The organism is Aequorivita xiaoshiensis (genome assembly GCF_022008395.1).
Lineage (GTDB): Bacteria > Bacteroidota > Bacteroidia > Flavobacteriales > Flavobacteriaceae > Aequorivita > Aequorivita xiaoshiensis.
This window is the reverse complement of sequence record NZ_JAIRBB010000001.1, coordinates 1-18,933: the sequence shown is the minus strand read 5'-3', so window position 1 is coordinate 18,933 and position 18,933 is coordinate 1. Positions and strand designations below refer to the sequence as shown.

General features: G+C 37.9%; 17 protein-coding genes. 5 read left to right on the top strand and 12 right to left on the bottom strand.

The features are described from left to right. Positions 1–5: 5 nt before the first annotated feature. From K8344_RS00085 to K8344_RS00040, 10 genes are all read right to left on the bottom strand, one after another. Positions 6–245, bottom strand: a complete 240-nt coding sequence (locus K8344_RS00085; RefSeq protein ID WP_237606206.1) for a Kazal-type serine protease inhibitor domain-containing protein — start codon at positions 243–245, stop codon at positions 6–8. 51 nt (positions 246–296) lie between these two features. Next, positions 297–1,268 (bottom strand): L-histidine N(alpha)-methyltransferase, encoded by a 972-nt coding sequence (locus tag K8344_RS00080; protein WP_237606204.1) that lies wholly within the window; start codon positions 1,266–1,268, stop codon positions 297–299. Between the two features lie 14 nt (positions 1,269–1,282). Beyond that, entirely contained in the window at positions 1,283–2,464 is a 1,182-nt protein-coding gene (egtB, locus tag K8344_RS00075) for an ergothioneine biosynthesis protein EgtB (RefSeq protein ID WP_237606203.1), read from the bottom strand. A gap of 111 nt (positions 2,465–2,575) precedes the next feature. After that, the gene (locus K8344_RS00070; RefSeq protein ID WP_237606202.1) at positions 2,576–2,833 is read right to left on the bottom strand and encodes an energy transducer TonB; all 258 of its coding nucleotides are present in this window, start codon (positions 2,831–2,833) and stop codon (positions 2,576–2,578) included. 249 nt (positions 2,834–3,082) lie between these two features. After that, positions 3,083–3,517 (bottom strand): energy transducer TonB, encoded by a 435-nt coding sequence (locus tag K8344_RS00065; RefSeq protein ID WP_139855914.1) that lies wholly within the window; start codon positions 3,515–3,517, stop codon positions 3,083–3,085. Between the two features lie 15 nt (positions 3,518–3,532). Further along, complete coding sequence (locus K8344_RS00060; protein WP_237606201.1) at positions 3,533–4,357, bottom strand: thymidylate synthase; 825 nt, start codon at positions 4,355–4,357, stop codon at positions 3,533–3,535. Between the two features lie 155 nt (positions 4,358–4,512). After that, entirely contained in the window at positions 4,513–6,225 is a 1,713-nt protein-coding gene (locus K8344_RS00055; protein ID WP_237606852.1) for a NupC/NupG family nucleoside CNT transporter, read from the bottom strand. Between the two features lie 93 nt (positions 6,226–6,318). Next, positions 6,319–6,942 (bottom strand): bifunctional nuclease family protein, encoded by a 624-nt coding sequence (locus K8344_RS00050; protein ID WP_237606200.1) that lies wholly within the window; start codon positions 6,940–6,942, stop codon positions 6,319–6,321. A 155-nt stretch (positions 6,943–7,097) separates the two neighbouring features. After that, on the bottom strand, positions 7,098–8,063 hold the full coding sequence (locus tag K8344_RS00045; protein WP_237606199.1) for an electron transfer flavoprotein subunit alpha/FixB family protein: 966 nt from the start codon (positions 8,061–8,063) through the stop codon (positions 7,098–7,100). Between the two features lie 126 nt (positions 8,064–8,189). Continuing rightward, positions 8,190–8,930 (bottom strand): electron transfer flavoprotein subunit beta/FixA family protein, encoded by a 741-nt coding sequence (locus K8344_RS00040; RefSeq protein WP_237606198.1) that lies wholly within the window; start codon positions 8,928–8,930, stop codon positions 8,190–8,192. A gap of 326 nt (positions 8,931–9,256) precedes the next feature. Between K8344_RS00040 and K8344_RS00035 the strand changes: the two genes are divergently transcribed. The 5 genes from K8344_RS00035 to hemL all read left to right on the top strand — a co-directional run bounded on the left by K8344_RS00035 (position 9,257) and on the right by hemL (position 16,185). Next, the gene (locus K8344_RS00035; RefSeq protein WP_237606197.1) at positions 9,257–10,237 is read left to right on the top strand and encodes a pyruvate dehydrogenase complex E1 component subunit beta; all 981 of its coding nucleotides are present in this window, start codon (positions 9,257–9,259) and stop codon (positions 10,235–10,237) included. Positions 10,238–10,501: 264 nt separating this feature from the next. Further along, entirely contained in the window at positions 10,502–12,994 is a 2,493-nt protein-coding gene (locus K8344_RS00030) for a DUF5686 and carboxypeptidase-like regulatory domain-containing protein (RefSeq protein ID WP_237606195.1), read from the top strand. A 59-nt stretch (positions 12,995–13,053) separates the two neighbouring features. After that, positions 13,054–13,977 (top strand): 1-aminocyclopropane-1-carboxylate deaminase/D-cysteine desulfhydrase, encoded by a 924-nt coding sequence (locus K8344_RS00025; RefSeq protein WP_237606193.1) that lies wholly within the window; start codon positions 13,054–13,056, stop codon positions 13,975–13,977. A 1-nt stretch (position 13,978) separates the two neighbouring features. Next, positions 13,979–14,806, top strand: coding sequence for a glucosaminidase domain-containing protein (locus tag K8344_RS00020; RefSeq protein ID WP_237606851.1), 828 nt, complete (start codon positions 13,979–13,981; stop codon positions 14,804–14,806). A gap of 89 nt (positions 14,807–14,895) precedes the next feature. Continuing rightward, positions 14,896–16,185, top strand: a complete 1,290-nt coding sequence (gene hemL, locus K8344_RS00015) for a glutamate-1-semialdehyde 2,1-aminomutase (protein ID WP_237606850.1) — start codon at positions 14,896–14,898, stop codon at positions 16,183–16,185. A gap of 64 nt (positions 16,186–16,249) precedes the next feature. On the opposite strand, the gene K8344_RS00010 is transcribed toward hemL, so the two are convergent. After that, positions 16,250–16,786 (bottom strand): DUF4136 domain-containing protein, encoded by a 537-nt coding sequence (locus K8344_RS00010; protein ID WP_237606191.1) that lies wholly within the window; start codon positions 16,784–16,786, stop codon positions 16,250–16,252. Between the two features lie 12 nt (positions 16,787–16,798). Further along, complete coding sequence (locus K8344_RS00005; RefSeq protein ID WP_237606190.1) at positions 16,799–18,781, bottom strand: urocanate hydratase; 1,983 nt, start codon at positions 18,779–18,781, stop codon at positions 16,799–16,801. Positions 18,782–18,933 lie beyond the last annotated feature (152 nt).

The following is an 18,933-nucleotide window of genomic DNA, read 5'->3' as shown; positions in this document are numbered from 1 at the left end:
AGAATTTACCTATCCTCCCCACACTTCCCAGGAACACTAGCAGTTACTCCAGCTCGTTCGGCTACGCAGGGGTTGGAGTAGGTTTTGCCGTCGCAGCCGCATACTGGGTCGTATTGCATAGTGCAAGGGCCGTCGCTAATTTTAGATTCGTCAATACAGTCGGTGGGGTTTTTTACTGCGCAAGAAATTATGAGTAGGGCAATCAGTAAAAAAGATATAAGTAGAATGTAGGGTGATGTTTTCAAGCTGCTTCTGGTTTGGTTAGAAATAAGAACTTCTAAATTAAACAATATTTCCTAAATCTTTCGCAAGACGTAGTCTTTGTAATACCCTTTTTTATCTGTAAAAGAAGTTTCAATGGTTAGGCCTGCTTGTTCGGCCAACCAAGTCACAGTTTTATCGTCGTATTTTTGTGAAATCTCGGTGTGGATGGTTTCCCATTGTTCAAAACTTATATCGAGATCAAGGTTTTTAATATGTACATCCATGGCTTCGGTAGCTACTAAAAAGCTTTTTGCAGTGCCGGTTTCTGGGTTGTAGGATTCCCAATGCGTAAATTTATCTACATCAAAATTCGCGTTTAACTCTCGGTTTATTCGGGTTAGAATGTTTTTGTTGAATGCAGCGGTAATTCCTGTGTGGTCGTTATAAGCATCCAAGACCGTCTGCGGATTTTTCTTTTGGTCGAAACCCATAAACAGTAGGTCTTCTGCCAACATAGTATCTTTTAGTTTGGTGAGAAAGTCGATGGCTTTTGGATGTAGCAAGTTGCCAATATTACTGCCTAAAACCACAATCACTTTTTTTCGTTTGTTGAACCCTTTAAGGCGTTCTAAAACTTCAAAATATTCTCCTATTTCAGCATCTACCGTTAGAGATGGCATTTCTTGAGCTAGGTTGTTTGTAAGTAATTTTACTGCGTTTTCACTAATATCTATAGGCTTGTAAACAAAATTGAAGTTATTATCGGTCATATACTTGAGCAGCAATTTTGTTTTTTTACCGTCGCCAGCACCAAGTTCGATTAAATCTAAACCATTTTCGCGATCGCGGAAAAGTTCGCCTATGGTTTTGGTATGGGTAGCGAGAATTTCAAATTCGCAACCGGTAAGGTAGTATTCCGGCATAGCCATAATATCCTGAAATAACTTGTCGCCTTTTTTATCGTAAAAATATTTAGACGATAGGTATTTCGGGAAACTGCTAAGTCCTTCCTTAACTTCGGTTTTAAATGTTGTATCTCTTTGAGTTTTCGCTTTTATATCCATAGGTTTGGTGTCTGTTATTTTGCTAATCTTAAACCTGTAAACTGCCAACGCAGGTTTGTTTGAAAGAAGTTGCGGTAGGTTGGTCGGGTGTGGTTTTTTGAGGTTGCTACAGAGCCACCGCGCAACACTTTTTGGTTTACCATAAACTTGCCGTTGTATTCACCAATAGCTCCAGGGGCTTTGGTGTAATTGGGGTAGGGGAGATAGGCACTCTCGGTCCATTCCCAACGGCTGCCCCATTCAAAGTTGTTTTGTGCAGCTTCCCATTCAAATTCGGTAGGAAGTCGGCAGGATTTCCATTGGGTATAAGCAAAGGCTTCGTAATAAGAAATATGTGACAGTGGCGCGTCAAGATCTATTTCTCGTAGTCCTTGTAATGTGTATTGATGCCACTTCCCCTCAATATTATGCCAATACATAGGAGCTTTAATATTGTTCGTTCTTACCCAATCTAAACCTTCGGCGTGCCATAGGTTGAAATCTTCATACCCGCCAGCATTTATAAACGTTAGGTATTCGGCATTGGTAACGAGTTTATTCGAAATTTTATAGTCGTGTAGATATACTTTATGTTGTCCCAACTCATTGTCGTAACAAAACGCATCTGGATTGTTATGCCCAATTTCATAAATTCCTTCTTTCATGTCTATCCATTCTCTCTCGAAATTTTGGATGGGGTTTTCAGTAAAGTTATCGTTGTATTTAGGCAACAAGGGATTATTCCCTAGGATGTATTTTATATCGGTTGTAAGTAGTTCTTGATGTTGTTTTTCGTGATGTATTCCTATTAAAAGCAAATCTTTTATTTTTTCTGAAATTCCCTTGTCGGTGTTGTGCAGTTCAGTAAGAAAATCTTTCATTTCTGAAGTTACGTAGTGCCGGTAATCATAAACTTTGGCTACGCCAGGTCGGGAGAGGTTTCCGCGGTCGTTCCTAACCACGCGTTTTCCTACATTCTCGTAATAGCTATTGAATACAAAGGCGAAGTCGTCGTGGAAAAGTTTATAGTTTAGCTTGTAGGGCTTTAGAATGAATTCCTCAAAAAACCATGAGGTATGCCCTAGATGCCATTTAGGAGGTGAAACATCTACAATAGGCTGAACGACATAATCTTCAATTTCCAGCGGCTTGCAAATGTCTTCTGTATGTTGGCGGGTTTCAAGAAAAAATGAAACCAAAGTATCGGTAACAATCATAAAAAAGTGTTTTATCTGAGTAAACTCACATATTATCTACACTTTAAATATAATTATTAATATTGTTTAAGACTATTGTTGCCTCGTTAAACAGTTGTTAAACTAAAAATTCTAATTTTTACGCGGTCTTTTTGGAGGTTCAATTTTAAAGATAATAGGAAGTGAGTATAATACACCCACACGTTTCCCTCTGTGTTCTCCAGGAATCATTTTAGGTAAATTGCTTACCACGCGTTCGGCTTCTACTTGAATTTCAGGTCGGTCTGCACTCGCCTGAACATCTACTACGTTTCCGTATTTATCAATTTTAAACTGTACGGCAGTTCGGTAAATTTTTGGAGGCAAATTTAAAGCCTCCATTTTTTTCATATTAAAATGCTATTTGATAAAGGCCGAGATATTTTCGGACATGCATTTTTTTAATACCTCATTGTCGGTTCCAGTGCATCCCAGATATATGGGAACTCGGTCGATAACAGCAAATGGAACATCCGCCCGTGGTGCATTAGCGTCTTGAGCGAATGAGATTGTAGTAAAACCAAAAGCTAAGATGAATAGAAAATTTTTCATAATGCAGGGATAAAATTAATTTTATACTAGAAGAAGCCTGTTTAAAAGCTACTTTCCAGTTTTAAAATTAAAGGGAACGGCCATTTTGATTTTTCTTGGTTTTCCTGCCATCATTCCTGGTTTCGCCATTTTAGGGATGGCCATAATATTTCTTTTTGCTTCTTCTTGTAGCGATTTGGTTCCCCCGGTAACCTTGGTTACTTCAACCAGTCCTTTTTCATTAATAACGAACTCAACGGTTACTTTTCCTTGCTCATTTCTCTTGTAAGCATCGGCAGGATATTTAAAGTTTTTAGAAATATGAGCCGATAACTTTTGGTTGAAACAATTGTCGCGTTCGGCTACGTTACCTTTTTCACATCCAGGCCATACAGGACCAATTTCCTTAAGTGTAACTTCGTTTTTATTTACATTACCCCATTCTTCTTGCGCAAAGATGGTTGTGGAAAATAATATACAAACGGCAATGAGTAGGTTTTTCATAATAGGTTTTTGAAATTATATGGCAACTGCACCTTTAATATGTGGATGCGGATTGTAATCCACTAGAGTAAAGTCGTCAAAAGTGAAACTAAAAATATCTTTTACATCCGGATTTAAAATCATTTTTGGGAGTGGATGAGGCTCGCGAGAGAGTTGAAGTGCAACTTGTTCGTAGTGATTGCTGTAAATATGCGCATCGCCAAAAGTATGAACAAAGTCTCCTGCTTCGTAGCCACAAACTTGTGCCATCATCATTGTAAGTAGTGCGTAAGACGCTATATTAAACGGCACCCCTAAAAAACTATCGGCACTGCGTTGGTATAGTTGGCAAGACAGCTTTCCATCGGCTACATAAAACTGAAAAAATGCGTGGCAAGGTGGAAGTGCAGCTTTTCCATTTGCTACATTTTCAACAAAAGGTTTTGAAGTGTCTGGCATTACGCTAGGATTCCAAGCGCTTACTAACATTCTGCGGCTGTCTGGATTCTTTTTAAGGGTTTCAACAATTTCTGAAATCTGATCTATTTCTTCACTGTTCCAATTTCTCCATTGATGTCCGTAAACAGGTCCTAAATCGCCATTTTCATCTGCCCACTCATTCCAAATTCGAACTCCGTTTTCTTGTAAGTACTTTATATTGGTGTCTCCATTCAAAAACCACAATAGTTCGTAAATGATAGATTTTAAGTGAAGTTTTTTGGTAGTAACCATCGGGAAACCTTCGCTGAGGTCAAAACGCATTTGATAGCCAAAAACACTTTTTGTGCCTGTTCCTGTACGATCCTGTTTCTCAGTTCCGTTTTCAATTACATGTTTAAGTAAATCGTGGTATTGTTTCATTGTAAAGAGAAATAATTCAGAAAATAAATATAAAAAATCAAACCAACTATTAAACTAAAAAGTAGAACAATTATTGCTATTGGTCAAGGAAATCAAATTGTTAAACCCTTCTACTTCAAAAGAGGTTACTTTCTAATTAAAAGTTGTTCGGCTAACTACCCAATAATCATTCCAGCAATGGTTGCTGAAATAAGCGATGCAATTGTTCCTCCAAGCAGTGCTTTCATTCCAAACTTAGAAAGGGTTTTGCGTTGTCCTGGAGCTAACGATCCAATTCCACCAATTTGAATTCCGATAGAAGCAAAGTTGGCAAAACCGCAAAGCATATACGTAGCCATAATAATACTTTTTTCGTAATTAAGATGAAGTCCGTTGGCTACATTTTTAAGTTCTGCAAGTTGAATATAGCCTACAAACTCACTAGCTACAAGTTTAATTCCTAGTAGTTGTCCCATCATCATCATGTCTTCTTTAGCTACTCCAATTAGCCACATTAGAGGTGCGAAAACAGTACCGAGTACGGCTTCTAAGGAAAGTGAACTGTACGATGAATTTGCTGCCACCCATTCATTTAGGTTTGTGGTGTCTCCAACCCAGCCTAATATTCCGTTTATCATAGCAATAAACGCTACAAAAACCAATAACATAGCGCCAACGTTTACTGCAAGCTTTAACCCTTCGGTGGTTCCATTTGCAATTGCATCTAGAAAGTTAGACCCTATTTTTTCTGAAGAAACTTTTACGTCGGTATTTATCGATTCGGTTTGTGGGTATAATATTTTTGAAATTACAATTGCTCCTGGTGCTGCCATAACTGAAGCTGCTAAAAGGTGTTTAGCAAAAGTAAGTCTAAGCGCAGGGTCGTCGCCTCCTAAAAATCCAATATACGCTGCAAGTACGGCCCCGGCAACAGTTGCCATTCCTCCAATCATAACCAAGAGCATTTCACTCTTGTTCATTTTTTCTAAGTATGCTTTAATTAGCAAAGGAGCTTCTGTTTGCCCCAAAAAGATATTTCCCGCAACACTTAAGCTCTCTGCTCCAGAAATGTGTAGGATTTTGGTGAGTAGCCACCCCATTCCTTTTACTACAATTTGTATGATGCCTAGGTAGAAAAGCACAGAGGTTAAGGCAGAGAAAAATATGATAGTGGGTAGCACCTGAAGGGCGAAAATAAATCCGTATGAATTTACGTCTAACATTCCTCCAAAAAGGAATTCACTTCCCGCTTTTGTGTAATCTAATACGTTTACGAATACTTGACCAATGGCTTCGAATGTAGCTTTTATAAATCCTACTTTTAATACGCCAATTGCAATTATCATTTGGAATAGGAGCCCGATTCCTACTGTTTTCCAGTTAATTGCTTTTCGGTTTGAACTGAAAAGCACTGCAATTAATATAAGGGAAATCATTCCTAAGGCACCACGCCAAATACTGTTGAATGAAATTCCTTGGCTTGGGATTATTTGCGAATTGCTGGTATCGATATCCAAAACGGTTGCAGCTTCGATGGTATCGGCTTGTAAGCTGTATGTAAAGTTGTTTTCGGAAAGTGTAAGGGTGCTGTCGGTTAGTTGTTCTACTCGAAATCTACGAATGCTGTCGTTTGCACTGTTAAAGAAAAGTACTAGTAGGTTGTTCTGAAGAATATAATCTCCACTTGCTAGGGTGCTATCTTTTGGAGCTAGAAGGTATTCAAAGGAACCATCCTTAAGATTTAGGTAGTCTTTTTCGGGATTGATGTCTATGATGGAGAGCCCGGCTTGATCTTTTACTTCGGTAAATTGCCAATTCTTTTCGATGCTTTGCCCAAAAATGGTTCCGAAGAATAAAAGCGCAAAGGCTACAAGAGTAAATTTATACATATACTTAAAATCCCAAAAATTATATTCTAACATATTTAGTGGTTGAATTTGCGGTATTTCATATTGCTACGTTAACCGATAGTTGCCACTTATTTACTTTCGTTTCGATATTTCGTCGCGTATGCTAGCGGCCTTTTCGTAATTTTCATTTTTTACGGCTTCATCTAGCATTTTATTCAGTTCGGTTAAACTGAACTTTGTGTAATCTTCTCCAGCTGGTTTTTTAGATTCTTTATCATCCCCTAAAATTAAATTTTCAATCACTTCTTCCTCTTTTTTGGAGAGTGGTTTTTTTGATGTAGGAGTTTTTAAATATATACCAGCTTTGTCTAAGATGTTTTTATAAGTAAAAATAGGCGCGTTAAATCTAAGTGCCAAGGCAATGGCATCACTGGTTCTAGCGTCTATTATTTCTTCCATTTTATCGTGTTCACAAATGATGCTTGAATAAAATACGCCATCCACTAGTTTGTGAATTATCACGTGTTTTATCACAATTTCATAGCGGTCGGCAAAGTTTTTAAACAGATCGTGCGTGAGTGGGCGCGGAGGCGTTATTTCCTTTTCAAGTGCTATTGCTATAGATTGTGCTTCAAACGCACCAATAACTATTGGCAGTTTACGCTCGCCGTCAACCTCATTTAAAATAAGTGCATAGGCACCATTTTGCGTTTGGCTGTACGATATCCCTTTTATGCTAAGTTTTACTAAGCTCATTCTTCAATAATCAATACGCAGTGAGTTTCGTCAATGCGCAGTTCTTTAAACAATTGTTTATAAAAATAACGAATTTAAATCAATTAAAAAGGCTGTTTAAATGAGGGTGTTTCCTTATTTAAACAGCCTTTTTCGAGGCACAAATTAATAAAAAATTATGCGTTTTGAGCCTTAAACTCTTTTAATTTTTTGTTCAGCTCAGGAACGATTTCAAAAGCATCGCCTACCATCCCGTAGTCTGCAGCTTTAAAGAAAGGAGCTTCCGGATCGTTGTTGATAACAACTTTCACTTTAGAAGCATTAATTCCTGCTAAATGTTGAATTGCTCCAGAAATTCCGATAGCAATATAAAGGTTTGAAGCTACTGGCTTCCCAGTTTGCCCAACGTGTTCGCTGTGGGGTCTCCAACCCATATCACTTACTGGCTTAGAACAAGCTGTGGCAGCACCTAAAATATCTGCAAGCTCTTCAATCATTCCCCAGTTTTCTGGTCCTTTAAGTCCACGACCTCCAGAAACAACTATTTCAGCATCAGCAATAGTAACAGTGTCGGTAGCTTTATCTACAGAAACTACTTCCATATCAAAATCGTGAGCGTCAAGGTTTGCAGTGAAAGCTTCAGTAGTAGCTGAAGTTTCATTTTCTTTTAAACCGTATGAGTTTTTACCAATTCCAACTATTTTAATATCTGTTGTAATTTCGGTATTAGCAAATGCTTTGTTTGTAAAAACGCTGTGCTTTACTTTAAAAGGTGAAGTGCTCGATGGCAATTCAACAACGTTAGGAACAAAACCTGCTTCTAGATTTACAGCCAATGTAGGGGCTAAAAACTTACTGTTTGCGCTAGATGTTAAAACAATAACTTTTGCACCTTCACTTTTAGCAGCTTGACCTATTACATCTGCATAAGCTTCGCCGTTAAACTTATTTAATTTATCGTCAGAAACTTCCAAAACTTTAGAAGCACCGTACTTTCCTAATTCTGAAGTATCGTTTGCATTGATAGCTACAGCTGTAACGGAAGTTCCCATTTGGTCTGCAATTCCCTTTGCGTAAGAAACGGCTTCCAAAGCTATTTTCTTTATTTTTCCTTCTTCTGATTCGGTATATACTAAGATCATATCTGTTTTATTTTGTAATTATTATTATCCCGATAGCTATCGAGATTGGAATTCCAAATCTGAAGCTCCAAATTCCAAGTAACTTTTAATTTTTTGTTATCTGGTGCTTACAGTTGGTGCTTCAAATTAAATAGCCTTCGCTTCGTTGTGAAGTAGGTTAATTAATTCGTCTACGCTATCAACCAATTTTACATCTCCTTTTGGGGCTGGCTTTTCAAATGAAACAGTGCTTGTTTCAGAATTTGCGTCAACAGGCTCTTTTACGTTCAATGGCTTAGTACGCGCTTGCATAATTCCACGCATGTTAGGAATGCGAAGATCGCTTTCTTCTACCAATCCTTTTTGTCCACCAATTACAAGCGGAAGTGATGTTTTAAGCGTTTCTTTTCCACCGTCAATTTCTCTAATTGCAGTAGCTTTATCGCCTTCAACTTCTAGATTAATACAAGTGTTTACGAAGTTAGCTCCTATTAGTTTTGCTACCATTCCTGGAACCATTCCACCGTTGTAGTCGATAGACTCACGACCACCAATTACTAGGTCGTAACCCCCTTCTTTAGCAACGTTTGCAAGTTGTTTTGCAACAGAAAAACCATCGGTTGCAGCAGTGTTAATTCTAATTGCTTCATCAGCACCAATCGCTAACGCTTTTCTAAGTGTAGGTTCGGTTTCTGGACCTCCAACATTTACAACATGTACAGTTGCACCTTGCTTTTCTTTAAACCACATTGCACGTGTAAGACCAAATTCATCGTTTGGATTAATTACAAACTGAACACCGTTAGTATCAAACTTAGTGTCGCCGTCAGTAAAGTTAATCTTTGACGTTGTGTCCGGTACGTGACTAATACAGACTAATATCTTCATTTTTATACTATTTTTGAATTGTAAAAATTGTACAAACCTACTATAGGTAATATACAGCGGTTTGCTTGCGGGCGAAGTTAATAATAATTTAGCTTTTATTTGCTATGCATGCATAATAAATTTTGGTTAAATCTTTGAAATATTACTTAATCAGATTGGAATTATAGTATTTTTGCTTTCCCTAAAAAAAACTTAAGAAAATATTCTTTGGGTTTTTTAAGAGGCTGTAGCGTTTTAAAAAAGCGGGACAGGAATAAAATTTTATAAAATAAATATGTAAGGCTTACTAGGTTTATAACAAAGCTTAGGATAAACTACAACGAGATATGAAAACATTACAATTTAGAGAAGCTATTGCTGAAGCGATGAGTGAAGAAATGCGTCGCGACGAATCTATTTATTTAATGGGGGAGGAAGTTGCCGAATACAACGGGGCTTACAAAGCTAGTAAAGGCATGCTAGATGAGTTTGGAGCAAAACGTGTAATTGATACTCCAATTTCAGAAAATGGTTTTTCAGGTATAGGTGTAGGGTCTGCCATGAATGGCAATAGACCTATTATTGAGTTTATGACGTTTAACTTCTCGTTGGTTGCAATCGATCAGATTATAAACAACGCTGCTAAAATGCGTCAAATGAGCGGTGGGCAATTTAATATTCCTATCGTATTTCGAGGACCAACTGCTTCCGCGGGTCAGCTTGCTGCAACCCATAGCCAGGCTTTTGAAAGCTGGTACGCTAACTGTCCTGGATTAAAAGTGATAGTACCTAGTAACCCTGCCGATGCAAAAGGTTTGTTGAAAAGTGCAATTCGCGATGACGATCCCGTTATTTTTATGGAAAGTGAGCAGATGTATGGTGATAAAGGGGAAGTGCCAGAAGGAGAATACCTAATTCCAATTGGAGTTGCCGATATTAAAAGAAAAGGAACGGATGTAACCATCGTTTCTTTTGGAAAAATAATTAAAGAAGCATACAAAGCAGCCGAAACTCTTGCTGAAGAAGGAATTGATTGTGAGATTATAGATCTTCGTACTGTACGTCCGCTAGACTACGAAGCAATTTACGAATCGGTGAAGAAAACAAACCGATTGGTGATTCTGGAAGAAGCATGGCCATTCGGAAACGTTGCTACCGAAATTACGTACCAAGTTCAAAACAATGTGTTTGACTACTTAGATGCTCCTATTGTAAAAATTAACACCGCTGATACTCCAGCACCATATTCACCTGTTTTATTAAAAGAATGGTTGCCAGATAGTGAAGATGTTATTAAGGCAGTGAAGAAAGTGCTTTATAAAAAGTAGAAGGTAGCGTGGAGTGGCTAATTTGTAGTTGGAGAGCAAAAGAATATTTTGTTGACTTATTACAGATTAGCCGAATTAAAATAAAACTAAAAGTTTACTTTTTAAATAACAGCGTTTAAGAAAATTCTTTCAGCAATTATCGAAAAATCATTAAAATAATTTCCCCTTTTAATTAATGTTTTATTATTTGTGATGTGTTTTTTTGAGGTTTGTTATTGGATCATTCTTACAGAATAAATATTTTATCCTCCAGCGTAAATTTGTATGAAGCACTTTTTAATCATTTCGCTTTTAATTCTAAGTGCCTCGATTTCTGCCCAAACGAAAGTTAGTGGGGTAATTAAGGATGATACAGGGTATCCTGTATCTTTTGCCAATGTTATTTTTAAAGATTCACAAGAGGGAACCATCTCTGATGAAAACGGTCGATTTTATTTAGAAAGTGATAAAACGTATAAGGCTGTAGTATTCTCATTTATGGGGTTTACTACTAAAGAGCAGGAGCTCACCGCCCGAAGTACTTATAATATGGAGGTGGTTTTAGAAGAAACTTCCGATGCGCTGGATGAAGTGGTGATATATACCGGAAAAACTTCAAAAAAGAATAATCCTGCGCTAGATATACTGCGTAAAATCTGGGAAAACCGAAGAGAGAACGGGGTTAAAAAGTTCAAGCAATACCAATACGATAAATATGAAAAGTTAGAGTTCGATTTAAACACAATCGATAGCGCGCTAATGAGTAATCGTATTTTTAAAGGAATGGAATTTGTCTTTGAACAAACCGATACATCTCGCATTACAGGAAATACCTACTTGCCAATTTTTATAAATGAAGCAGTTTCAAAAGTGTATGGTGATAATACCCTGAAACAAGAAAAAGAAGTACTTCAAGGGAATAAAAATTCTGGTTTTGACAACAATCAAACGCTTATTGCATTTATAAAAGATCTTTATAGCGAATACGACGTTTACGACAACTACCTAAAGTTTTTTGATAAAGCTTTTACCAGTCCGCTTTCTCGTACTGGGATAGATGTGTATAACTATGTACTTCAAGACAGTGCGTATCGCGACAATAAATGGTGTTACAATATTGTGTACTACCCCCGCCGCAAAAACGAACTTACTTTTAAAGGAGATTTTTGGGTAAACGATACCACCTGGGCAATAAAGGAAATTAACCTAAAGGCTTCAAAAAGTGCAAATTTAAACTGGGTGCGGGACGTGTATATCGAACAGGAGTTTGACGTATTAAACGACTCCATTTTTCTTATTACTCGCGATTACTTCTTAAGCGATTTTAGTTTTCAGAAAAAAGAAGAAGCTAAAGGAATCTATGGTAAGAGAACAACATTGTATGACAACTATATATTTGATATTCCTAAAGATAAAAAATTCTACAACAAACAAGTAGATCCATACAATTACGATGTTTATAACCGTCCTGATGATTTCTGGGATGAAAACAGAATGGAGAAGCTCAGTAAGGATGAAAAAGGAGTGTATAAAATGCTCGATACCCTGAAAACGGTTGGGCGTTTTAAAGCCTTGTATAATATTGGCGCCACATTAGCAAGTGGGTATTACGAAGTAAACAATTTTGACATTGGTCCCGTATTTTCAATCTTCGGATTTAATGAAGCCGAAGGAATGCGAATTCGCCTTGGAGGTCGTACGTACTTTAGTCAGAACGACCAATGGCGTCTAGAAGGTTTTGGAGCTTATGGATTTAAAGATGACAGGTTTAAATACGGATTATCCGCTAAATGGCTTTTAGATAGAAAGTCAAGACTAACAATTTTTGGAGGTAATAGAAGAGATGTAGAACAAACTGGTTCGAGTTTAACCAACAGCAACGATGTATTAGGGCGAAGCCTTGCGTCGTCTTCTCTGCTTTCTGTGGGGGCGAACGACCGACTGTCTAGAATAAACCTAAGTACAATTGGGTTTGATATTGAGCCTTGGAAAAACTTCATCATTCGGTTAACAGGATCTTACCGAACCTTAAAATCGGCTACCGATACTTTTAGTATTGACTATAAAGTGATGGAAGATGGCGTTTTTACAGGAGACGTAAAGAGCCATTTAAAACAAGCTGAAATTCAGTTTGGATTCTTTTATACCCCGGGTAGAAAAACTTCCGGCTATGGAGTGGAACGTACCGTGATAAACACAGGCAATTTCCCTTCGTTTTTTGCGAGCTATAGCTACGGTTTAAAAGGTGTGATGGGCGGAGATTTTGAGTATAAAAAACTGCAAGCGCTTTACACACAACCGTGGAATATCGGTGGATTTGGCCGACTATTATCTACTGTGGAAGTAGGAACCACCATTGGAGCTGTGCCGTTGAGTTTGCTAAACCCAATTCCTGGAAACCAAACGTACTTTAGTTTATACAATACTTTTACCCAGCTTGATTATTACGAATTTGTGAGCGATACGTATGCTTCACTACACTTACAACACAACTTTGGAGGTAGAATTTTCTCAAGAATACCTTTACTTCGAAAGTTAGATTTACGTGAAGTAATTGGCTTTAGAGCTGTGTACGGAAGCATTTCGCAGGAAAATATAGATTTAAACGCATCGAACATTGTTTACAAAGCTCCTGAAGATATTTACTGGGAGTGGAGTGTAGGAGTGGGGAATATTTTCCGTGTGTTTAGGTTAGACTTTAACTTTCGTGGAAACTACCTAGACAACCCAGGGGCAAGAGACTTTGGTGTTACTGGAGTATTTGGGTTTGAGTTTTAGGAAACTTTTTTCTTTAGTAGTGCTTCTGAGCACTTAATTTATACTCTTACCTTTGCCAAATGTCATTAAAAACCACTCATATTACAAGCCCGATTCAAGAAGTTGATCTCAGTTTGTTTGGCATTCATGGATATTCACTTTTTGTAAAGCGTGAAGATTTGTTGCATCCCTTCGTGTCTGGAAATAAGTTCAGAAAACTAAAATACAACCTACTGCGTGCCAAGGAAGAAAATTACGAAACGCTACTCACTTTTGGGGGAGCATATTCAAATCACATAGCAGCAGTGGCAGCAGCAGGAAAAGAAATGGGGTTTAAAACCATCGGTGTAATTCGAGGCGAAGAACTTGAAAGTAAAATCTCTGAAAATCCAACCCTTAGCTTTGCTAAAGAATGTGGTATGAAGTTTCTTTTTATTTCCCGTGAAGCGTATCGAAATAAAGACAATCAGTCCTTTCTTGATTCATTAATAAAAAATACCGGCAAAAGTTATATCATTCCTGAAGGAGGTAGTAATCATTTAGCTGTAAAAGGCTGTGAAGAAATTTTAGACGATCACACTAAGCGGTTCGATACAATTTGTGTTGCAGTTGGCACAGGAGGAACAATAGCTGGCTTAATAAATGCTTCAGAAGAGCATCAAGATGTACTTGGATTTTCAGCTTTAAAAGGAAATTTTCAGACTTCTGAAATTAAAAAATACACTGCTAAAACTAACTATTCCATTACCGATGCGTATTGTTTTGGGGGTTATGCTAAAATAGATCCTAAATTAATACGTTTCATAAATGAGTTTAAGGAAAAAACGGCAATTCCGTTAGATCCTGTCTATACTGGCAAGATGATGTATGGCATTTTTGAACTGCTTAAAAATGAGTATTTCAAAGAAAATAGCTGTATTTTTGCAGTGCATACTGGAGGCCTTCAAGGCATTGCCGGTATTAATAAAAAATTGAAAAAGAAAAACCTTCCTATAATTGAATAAAATGATTGCTAGACTTATCGCCCTTTCACTAATTAGTATAATATTTTTCGGTAGTTGTAAATCGAAAAAAACTGCTACGCGCTATACAAAAAAGTCCAAAACAGAGCGTGTTGTAAAAGTTCAAGAACCCGACGAAGAGGGGACAAAAGCAGAAGAGCCTGAAGTTTTTATTATTCCTACAAATCTTTCGTATAACGAACGCGTTGAATATTATATAAATTTGTATCGCGATATAGCAAAGGACAATATGGTAAACTATAAGATTCCAGCCAGTATAACTTTGGCGCAAGGGATTTTAGAAAGTGGTGCTGGTGCGGGCGAGCTTACTCAAAAAGCAAATAACCACTTTGGGATTAAGTGTCATAGAGGTTGGGAAGGCGAGAGAGCCTATCACGACGACGATGAAAAGCAGGAGTGTTTCCGAAAGTATGCGCATCCAAAATATTCATACCGCGATCACTCGTTGTTTTTAACGCAGCGCAGTAGGTATCAAGGTCTTTTTAGTCTTAGAATAGACGATTATAAGGGATGGGCGAGAGGCTTGCGCAAAGCGGGTTACGCTACCGACCCGAAATATCCTCAAAAACTTATTAGTATTATTGAAAGATATCGTTTGGATAGATTCGACAAAGAAGTTTTAGGTGGAAAAGTATTAAAACCTACTTCCAAGAAAACCAAAATTGCTACTTATTACGTAAAGTCTGGAGATACTTTATATAATATATCTCAGCGATTTAACTTGAGTGTTGAGGCGATTAAAAAGTACAATGGCTTAAAAAATAATACCATTTCTGTAGGCCAAGTTCTATACTTGAGTTCAGCAAAATAATATTACATTAAAATAAACCTTTCTACACCTGTTAATTATGTGGTGTAGCGTTAGGTGTGAAATAGAAATAAAGAATTTTTGTTATGAGTATGATTTATCAAAGAAGTAGTGCTTTGTTTGTGGAAGCACAAAAAGTAATTCCGGGAGGTGTGAATTCTCCAGTTAGAGCTTTTAAATCGGTGGGAGGTACGCCAATTTATGCAAAAAAAGCAGAAGGAGCTTATATATATGATGAAGATGGCAATAAGCTAGTAGATTACATTAACTCGTGGGGGCCAATGATTTTAGGGCACGCTCACAAACCTGTAGTGGATGCGGTAATCGACAAAACTAAAAGCGGAACATCTTTCGGGATGCCAACTGAAATTGAAACCGATATTGCTAAACTAGCAGTTTCTATGGTTCCTAATGTAGATAAAATTCGTTTTGTAAACAGTGGAACTGAGGCTTGTATGAGTGCCGTAAGATTGGCACGTGGATTTACAGGAAAAGATAAAATTATCAAGTTCGCTGGTTGTTACCACGGTCATAGTGATTCATTTTTAATTCAAGCTGGAAGTGGAGCGATTACATTTGGAGAGCCTAACAGTCCTGGTGTAACCGAAGGAACTGCGAAAGATACTCTTCTTGCTACTTACAACGACTTAGATAATGTAGCTAAAACGATTGCTGCAAATCAAGGCGAAATTGCATGTATCATTCTTGAGCCTGTTGCTGGAAATATGGGATGTATTCCACCTGCAGATGGTTTCTTAGAAGGGTTGAGAAAGCTTTGTGATGATAATGACATCTTACTCATTTTTGATGAGGTTATGACGGGCTTTAGGCTTGCACCTGGAGGCGCACAAGAGCTTTTTGGTATTGATGCAGACATTGTAACCTTTGGTAAAGTTATCGGTGGTGGCCTGCCTGTAGGGGCTTTTGCTGCAAGAACAGAAATTATGGATTATTTAGCGCCAATTGGCCCTGTGTATCAAGCGGGAACCTTAAGTGGGAATCCTTTAGCTATGGCTGCCGGTCTTGCAATGCTTAAAGAATTGGATGCTAATCGCAATATCTTCAATTCTATAAACGAAAAGACAGCATACTTACATAAGGGATTAGCTGAAGCTCTTACTTCTGAAAATGTAGAACATACTATCAATCGTCTTGGATCGATGATTTCAATTCATTTCTCTGAAACGCCAGTAACCAATTTTGATTCAGCAGCTGCTGCGAGTAATGGTAACTTTAAAAAGTTTTTCCACGGAATGCTAAACGAAGGTATTTACATAGCACCGAGTGCTTTTGAAACTTGGTTTATCTCTGATGCATTAACGTATGAAGATTTAGATTTCACCATTGAAGCTTGTCGCAAGGTTGCTAAAAGTCTTTTGTAACAGAAAGTGCTTATAAGAATAAAAAAAGGCTTTTACATTTCGGTAAAAGCCTTTTTCTGTAGGGTTATTTCTTCACTCCAGGTGGATATTCTGCTAAAATTTTAGCTACAATTTCTCGAATCCTTTCTTCTTTTTTTTCCATATTGCTAGTCACTAAATCTGCATTTCCCATTCCTTGCCAAACCAGATTATTAGTTTTTGCATCTATTAAATCTATAAATAGTGTACCTTCAGTAGTGCGTGAAACGCTACTTCCACCATAATACGTTCCGTAGTACCACGGGCTCCATCCCCAACCGTAGCCAAAGTTGTTGTTGTAAACATCAACACGCTCACGTTCTTTAGTAAAAATACTTACTAGTAAGTCTGGAGTTTCAGATTTCGACATTCCTTTTGCACTTAGGTTTGCATCAATAGCACGAAGGATTCGTTTTTTATCTAAGTCGCTTATTTTAGCCTTGTCTATTCCAGGCTTAAAAAAAGCAAAAGAACGATATTGATTAAAATTTGCTTCTTTATCGTAATCAGTTGCTACACGAACGGTGGAGCAGGAAGTGAAAACGAAAAGCAGCAACAGCGGTAAAAATTTAAGTGCTTTCATAGATTTTATTTTTTAGGTGAATAAACTATCATCAACGAAATTTGGAAGCGTAACTTTTAGTTTTGGATTGTTGTCCATTGCGCGTTTAATAGCGAAAACTGCTTCGTCATTTCTTGCCCAGCTACGTCTTGATATTCCGTTGTTTACATCCCAGAAAAGCATGTTTTCAAGTCGTCGTTGGGCATCATTAGTACCATCAAGAACCATTCCGAAACCTCCGTTTATAACTTCACCCCAACCAACGCCACCACCGTTGTGTATGCTCACCCAAGTAGCACCTCTAAAACTATCGCCAATAACATTTTGAATAGCCATATCTGCAGTAAACCTGCTCCCGTCGTAAATATTAGAGGTTTCACGGTAAGGGGAATCGGTTCCGGATACATCGTGATGGTCGCGACCTAAAACAACAGGGCCTATTTTACCTTCAGAAATCGCTTTGTTAAATGCCGAAGCTATTTGGATTCTTCCATCGGAATCGGCGTAAAGGATACGGGCTTGAGAGCCAACAACAAGTTTGTTTTGCTGAGCTCCTTTAATCCATGTGATATTATCTTGCATTTGCTGTTGGATCTCTTTTGGAGAGTTTTTCATTAATTCCTCAAGAACTTCACAGGCAATTTCATCGGTTTTTTGTAAATCTTCTGCTTTTCCTGAAGCACAAACCCAACGGAAAGGCCCGAAACCAAAGTCGAAACACATTGGTCCCATAATATCTTGCACGTATGATGGGTATCTAAATTCCTTTCCTTTTTCATCCGAAAGTACATCGGCACCAGCACGCGAAGCTTCAAGCAAAAATGCATTTCCGTAATCGAAGAAATACGTTCCTTTTTCAGTGTGTTTGTTAATAGCTGCAACTTGGCGGCGTAAACTTCTCTGAACTTCTTTTTTGAATTGCTCAGGGTTGTTGGCCATCATATCGTTGGCTTCCTCGTAGGTTAACCCCACAGGGTAATAACCTCCTGCCCACGGATTGTGGAGTGAGGTTTGATCGCTACCTAAATCAACCTTAATATTATCTTCAGCAAATTTCTCCCAAACTTCAACCACGTTTCCGTCGAAGGCAATAGAAACTGTTTCTTTATTAGCAGTAGCTTCTTTTACACGTTTAGAGAGTTCGTCTAAATCTGAAATAACTTCATCTACCCACCCTTGAGAATGTCTAGTTTCTGTAGCTTTTTTATTTACTTCGGCACAAACGGTAACGCATCCTGCGATATTCCCAGCCTTAGGCTGAGCCCCGCTCATTCCCCCTAAACCTGAGGTGACAAATAATCCGCCATGCGTTGCCTTTTTAATTTTTCTAAACCCATTAAGAACCGTAATTGTAGTTCCGTGTACAATTCCTTGTGGGCCAATGTACATATAGCTTCCCGCCGTCATCTGTCCGTACTGGGTAACCCCTAGCGCGTTGAATTTCTCCCAGTCATCGGGTTTTGAGTAATTAGGAATCATCATTCCGTTGGTAACTACAACTCTTGGAGCGTCTTTATGCGAAGGGGAAAGCCCCATTGGATGTCCAGAATAAACAGCTAATGTCTGCTCATCGGTCATTTCTGATAGGTATTTCATCGTTAATAAATACTGCGCCCAGTTTTGGAAAACAGCCCCGTTTCCTCCGTAGGTAATAAGCTCGTGTGGATGTTGCGCTACAGCATAATCTAAGTTATTTTGAATCATTAGCATAATAGCTTTTGCCTGCTCACTCTTTCCTGGATATTCTTCGATAGGGCGTGCGTACATTTTATAATCTGGACGGAAACGATACATATATATACGTCCGTATTTTTCTAATTCCTCACGAAATTCAGGTAGGAGCGTGGCGTGATGTTTCGGTTCAAAATAGCGAAGTGCATTGCGTAAAGCTAATTCCTTTTCTTGGTCAGTTAGAATTTCTTTTCGCTTTGGCGCGTGATTAATAGACGGGTCGTAGGCCTTCTTTTCTGGTAAAATAGAAGGAATTCCTTGTTGTATTTGTTCTTTAAAGTTCATTAAAATTTATTTTCTCTCAAAGCCTTAAAGCTTATTAGTTATATTAATATTCTCTAGTTGTATATCCCTGATTAGTGTTGACCGTTATTTATTAATTTAGATTATCAAAAATAGTCATCAATTTTCTTTCTTGAGGCCTCAAGAAAGAAAAT